Below are 9018 nucleotides of genomic sequence, written 5' to 3'. Positions count from 1 at the left end.
GCACGCGCCATCGGAGAGAGGGTAATTGTCATGGGCCTGAGATCACCCTACACGCCGGGAAAGTAAAGAGCAGGAACCCAAGGTCGATGCGGATCATTGCAGGCGAATTCAAGGGCCGGCCCATCGCGGCGCCGAAAGGCCAGTCGACCCGGCCAACCGGCGGGCGCACCCGCGAAGCCGTGTTCAACCTGATCTCGCATGCCGCCTGGGCACCCGCACTGGACGGCGCCCGCGTGATCGACCTGTTTGCCGGATCAGGCGCGCTCGGCCTTGAGGCCATGTCGCGCGGCGCGGCTTTTTGCGTCTTCGTCGAAACCGATGCCGGGGCGCGCGGCACGATCCGCGATAATTGCGAAACGCTCGACCTGTTCGGCACGACGCGCATCCAGCGCCGCTCGGCCACGGATCTCGGCCCGATCCCCGCAGGCGTCGGCGAGCCGTTCAATATCGCCTTCCTCGACCCGCCCTATCACAAGGGCCTCGCCGAACCGGCCCTTGCCCAGCTCGCCACCGGCGGCTGGCTCGCCGCGGACGCCATCGCCATCGTGGAAACCGCCGCCGACGAAATGCTGGCCTTCGATGGCTGGGAACGGCTCGATGAGCGCACGTATGGCGCCGCCAAGGTCAGCTTCCTGAAACGCGCCTAAGGGTCCAGGAATTCCTTGCGCATATCCATATTGGACGTTGTCGTGCCAACATGATGAGCGTCATTCACCAGCCAGTTTTCAGCCGCCGCCCGTCCCATGTCGCGCAGGCTGGTCAGGAATTTCCAGCTCGTGTCATACTTGGTGCTGAGATCGAGCTTGATAAGGTCCTGCCCGCCCCGGATGGCATGCACGTTGAGACGCCGGTACTTTTTCATGATCGGCTCTTTCAGCATCCCGTCATCTATCAGGTGCTGCACGAAGGCGATGGCGCGCAACTCGCCGATCAGGGACGCATTGAAGCTGATCTCGTTCATACGCTCCTGTATCTCGCCAGCCCGTTTCGGTATGCCGGGCCGCGCCAGCGGATTGAGGATCACCAGCAGCACGTCGCGCGGCGCGCCGGAATAGATCAGCGGGAACAGGCTCGGATTGCCCATGAAGCCGCCATCCCAAAAGGCCTGGCCGTCAATCTCCACCGCCTGGAATGTCTGCGGCAGGCAGGCCGAGGCCAGCACGGCATCGGCGGTGATCTCGTCGCGGCCGAACACACGCACCCGGCCGGACTCGACATTGGTCGCCGACAGGAACAGCAATACGCCGGACGCATGCACCGCCTCGAAATCGATCTGTGATTCCACGGCCTGGCGCAGCGGGTTCAGGTTGAAGGGGTTGAGGTCGTAAGGGCTCGCAATGCTCTGCAGGGCGCTGGCATAGGCAAAGGCCATGGCGCTCAACGCGCCGAACGGCGTCGCGCGGGGGCTCGCCCGTGAAACCTCATGCCACATGGCTTCCAGCTTCGCCTTCGCGCCATCAGTGCCATTCTCCGCCATGCCCGCCGCCCACGCGACCGCGTTGATCGCCCCGGCAGACGTCGCCGATATCGCGGCGATGTCGAGGTCACTTTCCTCGGCCAGCCGGTCGAGGACGCCCCAGGTATAGGCACCATGCGCGCCGCCGCCCTGCAGGGCCAGGCTGATCGTGCGCCGCTTTTGCTTTGCCATGTCCAAATCCTTGCTGACCGCAACATCTATCGCCGAACCAGCCTTAATACGCCGTTCAGGCAGCCATAATCGTGCTATGCGCCCTTCCTGCCGCAGGCACAGCCTCTTCCAGCCGCGATGACGCGCTTTTGATCAGGGCCGACTAGTGATAGGCGGTTGGAACCTTCAATATCACCCGGACCCACCTGCCTATGACGACCGGAACCCGCGCCGATCCCCCCGCCGTTTCGGTCCTGATGGCAAACTATAATGGCGAACCATACCTCGCCGCAGCCATCCAGTCGGTGCTCGGGCAGGATTTGACATCCCTGGAACTGATCCTTGTCGATGACGGCTCGGCTGATGGCAGTGTTGCATTGGCGCAGGGCATCGCCGAACAGGACCCCCGCCTGCGCGTATTCAGCGGCCAGCGGCTGGGCGGACCGGCACCTGTGCGGAATTTTGCGCTGGACCAGGCACACGGAGACTGGATCGCCATTATCGACAGCGACGACCTGATCCACCCGCAGCGCCTGTCACGCATGCTGGCCGCCGCCGAAACTTCAGGTGCCGACATCCTGATTGACGATCTCGCGATCTTTGACGGGGACGGATCATCCGGCATCGGCACCATGTTCGACGGCCAGCTCGCAACAGCGCCGGGCACTATCAGTGAACAAACCTATATCCGCGCCAATTTCCTGTTCGGCAAGGGCACCAAGCTCGGCTATGCCAAGCCGCTGATCCGGCACGCGGCGCTCAGGGCGCACGCCATCCGCTATAATGAAACCATGCGTATCGGCGAGGATTATGACCTGATCGTCCGTCTGCTTCGCGCAGGCTGCATCATGGCGACACTGCCCGAAACACTCTATTTCTACCGCAAGCATTCGGCCTCCATCTCCCACCGGCTGGACATGGCATCTCTCAAAGCGCTGGAGGCAACGGCGCAATCGGACGCCGCCGCAGATGGCCAGTCAGCCGAAGTCAGGGCCGCCAATCTGGACCGCCTCAAGTCCATCCGGCGTGCGATCGGGTTCGACCAGCTTGTTGGCGCCATCAAGAAAGCGGATGCCGCCACCATCCTCTCGTTTCTGGTACGCGAGCCTTCAGCCTTTACGCTGCTCTACCTGCCTGTATCGGCCCGGCTGGGCGTGCTTTTCCCGAAACAGCGCGAGACGGCGCCGGAGATCGTGTCGATGATTGCCGAACTCGACCGGTCCACCCGGCGTGCGCGCCAGTGACGGTGCCGAAAGAGGCCATTCCGCTCCGGCCGGTACCTGCGGTCGGCACCGCATGCTTTCGCGGGGATGACGTCCTGCTCATCCGGCGCGGCACAAAGCCGCTCGCCGGCGACTGGTCGATCCCCGGAGGCCGCCTCGAGTTTGGCGAACACGCTGGCGATGCCGCCTTGCGAGAGTTGCACGAGGAGACAGGCGTCACCGCGCGCCTTGTCGGCCTGGTCGATGTGATAGACGCCATCTTCACCTCGCGCCGGACCGGCGACACAAGCCGCCACTACGTCCTGTTTGATTACGCCGCCCTGTGGGTGTCGGGCGAGCCCGTGGCAGGCGATGATGCGGCCCATGCCGAATGGATTTCACCAGACCGGCTGGACCACCTCGGCCTTTGGGACGAAACGCGGCGCATCATCGACGCTGCGCGGGCGCTCGTCGCGGCTGGCCCAAGAATCACTTGACCCTCCCCAGCGTCAGCTATGTGTTGTCTCCCAAATCAATTGGAGGAAACATACATGACCTACGCACCGTTCAACCTTTCCGGCAAAACATGCCTCGTGACCGGCGGCAACCGGGGGATCGGGCTTGGCATGGCCGAAGCGCTCGCCGCCTCCAATGCCGATGTGGCAATCTGGGGCCGCAATGCCGACACCAACAAGGAAGCTGTCGCCAAGCTGGAAAAGCTCGGAACCGGCAAAGTGGCCGCCTGGTCGGTCGACGTGGGTGAAGAAGACCAGGTCGTCAAAGCCATGGCCGAGGTTGAAGCGCATTTCGGACGCATCGATACATGCATCGCCAATGCCGGCGTCGGGCGCGGCGCAGCCAGCTTTGAGGAAATGACCATTGAAACCTGGCGCTACAATCACCGGATCAACATGGAAGGCGCCTTCTTCACCCTGCGCGAAGCGGCGAAATCCATGGTCAAGCGCGCCAAGGCCGGCGATCCGGGTGGCTCGCTGATCGGCACGGCCTCGCTGGCCGGCATCGAAGGCGCCGGCCGCAACCAGGCCTACGCAGCCACCAAGGGCGGGCTCATCGCAATGATGAAGGCCATCGCGGTCGATTATGGCCGTTACAATATCCGCGGCAACTCCATCCTGCCCGGCTGGATCGCCACGGACATGACCGAGGCGGCGCAGGGCAATGACACGTTCACGACCAAGGTCATCTCGCGCGTACCGATTCGGCGCTGGGGCGAACCGGAAGACTTTGGCGGCATGGCGGTCTACCTTGCCTCGGATGCGTCATCCTACCATTCCGGCACCACGCTGATCATTGATGGCGGCTATTCGGTCTTCTAGGCGCTTGACGTGCGGGCAATAAAAAAGGGCCGCTCCGAAAGGGGCGGCCCTTGTTCTAGGCGGCTTTGAGCCAGAGCCTATTCCTGTGGCTGCTCTTCGGTTGCTTCAGCAGCGTCTTCGACGGCTTCAGCAGCGTCATCCATTGCGCCTTCAACGACTTCAGCGGCTTCGTCGACTGCAGTGGCAGCGGCGTCAACAGCGTCGGTGGCGGCTTCCGAAGAAGCGTCAGCAGCAGCGTCGAGTGCCTCACCAGCATCTTCCATAGCTTCTTCCGAAGCAGCGGCAGCAGCATCAACCGTTTCGCCGGCCGATTCGATAGCCGCATCAGCGGCTGGCTGAGCTTCTTCTTTTGGCGTGCAAGCGGCGAGAGCCAGCGCGGCAGCGCCGATGATCAAGATGTTCTTCATTGTATTACCCCTGTTGTTGGTCAGATGACCGGGAAGGCCCATAGCACTTCTCTGTCATTACTAAAAGTTCATTTCTCAGGCAGCCGTTATTGTCCCGACTGTTGATCCCTATAACGGAAAAAGCCCCCTCCCGGTAGGGAGAGGGCAAATTCCGGCTATCGCAGCCTTATTCGGCATCCGGTGCCGAAGCTTCTGCTTCGACTTCGGTTTCAGCTTCGGCTTCAGCATCGGCTTCGTCTTCAGCGACGACTTCAGCTTCACCATCGCCCTGTGCTTCAACTTCAGCAGCGACTTCTGCGTCTTCAGCAACAGCGACCTCGGCGGTCGCATCAACGGCTTCAGCCGCTTCAACAGTCGCTTCTGGTGCGGCAGTCGCTTCTTCTGTTGGTCCCATAGCCATGGCACCACCAGCGAAAAGGGCTGCGATGGCAGCGCTTGCAAAAAGTTTCGTCATAGGAGCTTCCCCTCGTTTGACTTATTAACACCGAGTGGACAATTCCCTCGGCTTGACGTGCTATTTGACTGCAGATCACGGCGGGAATGGGGCAAACTGTGGGCGATTGTGACCACACGATAGCGGCCTTGTCCCTATTGCGTTGACCTTGGGGCGGCCACCTAAGGTGCAAAATCCGGATTTCATTACAGAAAGGATGCCATCCCATGGCCCTCAACACCGCGCTGACCAAACTGCTCAAAGTTGACCATCCCATCATGCTCGCAGGCATGGGCGGCGTCTCGTATGCCGAAGTCTGCGCCGCCATGTGCAATGCAGGCGGCTACGGTGTGCTCGGCATGGCCGGCACCGGACCGGACTTCATCGCCGGGCAGATGAAACGCGTACGCGAACTCACCGACAAGCCCTTCGGTGTCGACCTTCTGGCCGCAAGCCCTGAAAGCCTTGAAGAATCCGTCGACGTGATCATCAAGGGCGGCGCTGATTCCTTTGTCGCAGGCCTTGGCGTGCCGATGCCGATCATGAAGCGGCTGAAGGATGCCGGCGTGAAGGTCATGGTTGTCGGCGGCGCCGTGAAGCACGCGGTCAAGGCCGAACAGGCTGGCTGCGACGCGGTGATTCTCCAGGGCGGCGAAGGCGGCGGCCATACCGGCCTCGTCGGCACGATGCCCCTCGTGGCGCAGGCTGTCGAAGCCGTGAAGATCCCGGTGATCGCCGCTGGCGGCATCTATGATGGCCGCGGCCTCGCCGCCGCACTCGCACTCGGCGCCTGCGGTGTCTGGATGGGCACGCGCTTCATCGCGTCCGAAGAGGCCCATGCCGCCAACATGTACAAGCAGGCCGTCGTTGGCGCAGGCGACACCGACACGACCCGGACGCGCTGCTATTCCGGCAAGCCCATGCGCTGCCGCACGAACGAGTACATCAATGACTGGGAAACCCGCCCCCAGGATATCAAGCCCTTCCCGTTCCAGGCCATCCATTCCAGCCAGACCGGCGTGATCGGCGGCATTGGCGGCATTGTTGACGAAGCGAAACTCGATCAGGACACGTCCTGTTTCGCCATGGGCCAGTCGGCCGGCGGCGTGCATGAGGTCAAGCCCGTCGCAGCCATCGTTGCCGACATCATGCGCGACGCCGAAGCGGCCATCGACCGGATGGCCGGACTGAAAACCTGAACGCGCTTGTCATAAAGCCCTAAGATGGACAATATACTCGTGGCCGCAACACCTGCGGCCGCGGGGCTGCGCATGAAAGACGGCTCCAGTGACGGGGGACGGTTTCATGACGGAGATCGCAAAGCCACGCCTTTTTGCCGCGGCGGACAAGGCCTTCGCACTCTGCGGCATTGTCGGCGTCATATCGGACCTGTCCCAGCCTGTTGCGCCCGTTGCGTCCTATGTCCTGGTCCTGTCGATACTCGGTCTGCTGACGGTCTTTGCCATCGGCCTGTTCAGTCACCAGCAGTCGCAGGCCAGGCTGACGGCAGGCTTCGTGTGCGGTCTGCTTGCCGCCGTGTCCGCCATCCTGATCCTGCTGCAGGCGCAAAAGCCCGAGACCGGCGAGCGCGGCGTGCTGGCCTCCTATGTGGAACCGATCGGGGCGCTCCAGGCACAGATTCTGGACCTGCAGGCGGACATCTCGGAAATTGACCGCACGACCCGGAAAATCGACGCAACCACGACGGAGATTGATGCGCGCACCCGCGTGATTGACGAGACCACCCGCGAGACGAAAGAGGCCATCGGGCGGGTCAAACAGGAAACAAGTGACGATCCACGCAAGGAGCTCGCCAATATGGGCATCTCCTGGGGCGCAGATCCCTTCCGGCAGATGATCAAGGAAGGCGACATCCGCGCCGTCGACCTGTTCCTTCAGGGCGGCATGAAGCTGAGCGGCGCGAGGGCCCGCGCCTGGGTCCTGCCCTATTATCTGGTCGATGATCACTTCTCGCCCGAGGTCGCCGACCTCCTGCTCCGGAATGATGCGGTGGAACCGGACGGCCTGTGTGTCGATGCGGGCAAGCGGTTCGACGTCTATTTCCTGGATGAACGCCTGCCCCATCTCGACAAGCGCAGGGACGTGCTCCGCAAGGTCTGCGCGACCCCTGACGTGAAGAAGGTCGTACAGGCACAAATCAGGGAGGAAGAGGCCCGCCTTGAGGCGAACGCCCGCGTCAACAGGAACCGTCCGGAAGAGATCGAAAAATGCATCCGTGAGTTCAAGGCGGGCAATCCCGTCAACGCGACGATGGAAGCGGCCTCGCGGTTTTCGATCTTCTCGGTGACGACCCTGCGCCCGCCGCGCGATACCGTCCTCGCCGAATTGAATACCTGGCTGCTGGTGGGCGGCAGTGGCGACCCGGATGCGGCCTACAATGCCGCCGTCGCCAAGGGCTGCGCCGACGCCAATCGGGAACTTGATGTCGACCGGGCCAAGCTTGACCGCCTGAAGGCGGTCGCTGATTTCCTCAAGGGCTGACCCCCGCGCCGTACCGGTCTCAGGCGAACTCCGACTTGTCGACAAGATGCTTCAGCGGTTCGCCGGCGACATACCTGCGCAGGTTTTCGATGAATGTGTCATCCGCGCCCAGCAGGGTGCCCTCGGTCTGCGGGCTGTCATGCGGCGTCAGCGTAATGTGCGGGTGCGTCCAGAGCGGATGGTCTGCGGGCAGCGGCTCCTCTGATGCCACGTCCAGCGCCGCATGGGCTGGGCGCCCGGCATCGAGCGCCGCCATGAGGGCGGCTTCATCGACCAGCGCGCCCCGGCCAAGGTTCATGAACAGGGCGCCCGGCTGCATCGCCGCGAAGAAACCGGCATTGGCCATGCCTTCTGTCTCCGGCGTGTGCGGCACACAGAGCAGTACGACATCGGCCTTCGGCAGTTCCGCCAGGAGCGAATCCGGGTGCGCAATGCGGTCAGCCCCTTCCGCGAGGCCCTGGGACCGGCGCAGGCCCGTCACATGACCGCCCAGCGCCATGACGCGCCGCCCTGTGGACGCCCCGATCGAACCAAAGCCGACGATCAGCCAGTTCGAGCCGCGGATCTCGCGCGAATCCAGTTTTTCCCACACGCCGGCCGCCTGCTGCGCGCGGTGCTTCGGTCCCTGCCGGAAATAGTCGAGCGCCTGCCAGAGCGCCCACTCGGCCATCGCTTCTGACTGGGTGTGATTGGTTGTGTACTTGCTGGCCGCCTTGCCGATCATCACCAGGCCGGGATTCTCAATGCCTGCCGCCGCAGACTGGAACCAGTCGAGCCGCCCGCTTGCGGCCACCGCCTTGATGAACTGGCGCACGCCGGGGCAGAAAAAAGCCTCTGCATTGCCAAAGGCGATTTCCGGCCTTGGCTCGGAAACCTCTTCCCCAGTGGAGGCCTTGGAGAAGACACCGTTATCGTCCATGACGATGATATTGAGTTTGTCTTCAAGGCCCTTGAGCCTCGGAGCGATGCGCGCGAAGGTTTTCGCATGAACAAGACAGTCTTTCATGGCGCCCTGCTTAGCCTGCTAGTGATTGCGGGGGCAAGCACTGCCTCGGCCCAGTCAGGCATTCCCCTGCGCGGCCCTGACTATTTCCGCGATGCGGCCGAACTTGCGGCGACGCTCGGATCGGCCCATGCCATTCGCGTGCGCTGCAATGGGCGCGAAGACCAGTACTGGCGGCGCTACATGTCCGACATGCTTCGCTACGAAGCCCCGGAACGCGGCGGCCTGCGGTCATCCCTCGTGGAAGGCTTCAACAATGCCTACACCCGCACAAGCGCCCAGTACATGAACTGCGATAACCGCGCCATCGAGGCCGAGGCCCGGTTCGCGAACGATGGCCGCGATATCTCCAATCGCATGGCCACGCATTATTTTCCCAAGGATACCCGCAAGCGAGGACCCAACTGATGTTCAAGATCCTGATAGCTGGCGCAGCGGCGCTGCTGGCAACGTCCTGCGCCGCAATCGCGCCGCCGCCCACGGCTGACGCGAACGCGGCCAGCGCCG

Annotated in this window: 11 protein-coding genes; 7 read left to right on the top strand and 4 right to left on the bottom strand. The window is 62.9% G+C overall.

Going from position 1 to position 9018, the window contains the following annotated elements; genetic code table 11:
• Window positions 1–86 precede the first annotated feature (86 nt).
• Window positions 87–647, top strand: a complete 561-nt coding sequence (gene rsmD / locus VR74_RS00055; protein ID WP_045693320.1) for a 16S rRNA (guanine(966)-N(2))-methyltransferase RsmD — start codon at window positions 87–89, stop codon at window positions 645–647.
• Here the strand turns inward: rsmD and VR74_RS00050 are convergent.
• Window positions 644–1648, bottom strand: a complete 1005-nt coding sequence (locus VR74_RS00050) for a patatin-like phospholipase family protein (RefSeq protein WP_045693318.1) — start codon at window positions 1646–1648, stop codon at window positions 644–646. The two genes, rsmD and VR74_RS00050, sit on opposite strands and share 4 nt — an antisense overlap.
• 191 nt (window positions 1649–1839) lie before the next feature.
• On the opposite strand from VR74_RS00050, the gene VR74_RS20185 reads away from it, so the two are divergent.
• From VR74_RS20185 to VR74_RS00035, 3 genes are read left to right on the top strand one after another with little or no spacing between them, the layout of a single operon-like run.
• Window positions 1840–2871: a glycosyltransferase gene (locus VR74_RS20185; protein ID WP_299949192.1), complete on the top strand. Its 1032-nt coding sequence runs from the start codon at window positions 1840–1842 to the stop codon at window positions 2869–2871.
• Window positions 2868–3326, top strand: coding sequence for an NUDIX hydrolase (locus VR74_RS00040; RefSeq protein ID WP_299949190.1), 459 nt, complete (start codon window positions 2868–2870; stop codon window positions 3324–3326). Before VR74_RS20185 ends, VR74_RS00040 begins: the two co-directional genes overlap by 4 nt.
• A gap of 54 nt (window positions 3327–3380) precedes the next feature.
• Window positions 3381–4166 carry an SDR family oxidoreductase gene (locus VR74_RS00035; RefSeq protein WP_045693316.1) on the top strand — a complete coding sequence of 262 codons (786 nt, stop codon included), beginning with the start codon at window positions 3381–3383 and terminating at the stop codon, window positions 4164–4166.
• A 77-nt stretch (window positions 4167–4243) separates the two neighbouring features.
• Here VR74_RS00035 and VR74_RS00030 read toward each other — a convergent pair whose 3' ends face one another.
• The gene (locus VR74_RS00030) at window positions 4244–4573 is read right to left on the bottom strand and encodes a hypothetical protein (protein WP_299949188.1); all 330 of its coding nucleotides are present in this window, start codon (window positions 4571–4573) and stop codon (window positions 4244–4246) included.
• A 166-nt stretch (window positions 4574–4739) separates the two neighbouring features.
• The gene (locus VR74_RS00025) at window positions 4740–5027 is read right to left on the bottom strand and encodes a hypothetical protein (protein ID WP_045693311.1); all 288 of its coding nucleotides are present in this window, start codon (window positions 5025–5027) and stop codon (window positions 4740–4742) included.
• A gap of 206 nt (window positions 5028–5233) precedes the next feature.
• On the opposite strand from VR74_RS00025, the gene VR74_RS00020 reads away from it, so the two are divergent.
• Together VR74_RS00020 and VR74_RS00015 are read left to right on the top strand one after the other, a co-directional pair.
• Entirely contained in the window at window positions 5234–6205 is a 972-nt protein-coding gene (locus VR74_RS00020; RefSeq protein WP_045693309.1) for a nitronate monooxygenase, read from the top strand.
• Between the two features lie 106 nt (window positions 6206–6311).
• A complete protein-coding gene (locus VR74_RS00015; protein WP_045693307.1) occupies window positions 6312–7508 on the top strand; it encodes a hypothetical protein in 1197 nt (398 codons plus the stop codon).
• Between the two features lie 19 nt (window positions 7509–7527).
• Here VR74_RS00015 and VR74_RS20180 read toward each other — a convergent pair whose 3' ends face one another.
• Window positions 7528–8514 carry a D-2-hydroxyacid dehydrogenase gene (locus VR74_RS20180; RefSeq protein ID WP_299949186.1) on the bottom strand — a complete coding sequence of 329 codons (987 nt, stop codon included), beginning with the start codon at window positions 8512–8514 and terminating at the stop codon, window positions 7528–7530.
• On the opposite strand from VR74_RS20180, the gene VR74_RS00005 reads away from it, so the two are divergent.
• Window positions 8494–8919: a TIGR02301 family protein gene (locus VR74_RS00005; protein ID WP_299949183.1), complete on the top strand. Its 426-nt coding sequence runs from the start codon at window positions 8494–8496 to the stop codon at window positions 8917–8919. The two genes, VR74_RS20180 and VR74_RS00005, sit on opposite strands and share 21 nt — an antisense overlap.
• The last annotated feature ends 99 nt before the right edge of the window (window positions 8920–9018 follow it).

The sequence above is a fragment of the Hyphomonas sp. BRH_c22 genome (assembly GCF_000961795.1).
GTDB lineage: Bacteria > Pseudomonadota > Alphaproteobacteria > Caulobacterales > Hyphomonadaceae > Hyphomonas.
Note: the sequence above shows the minus strand (reverse complement) of the source record. Positions and strands in the feature narration are given on the sequence as shown.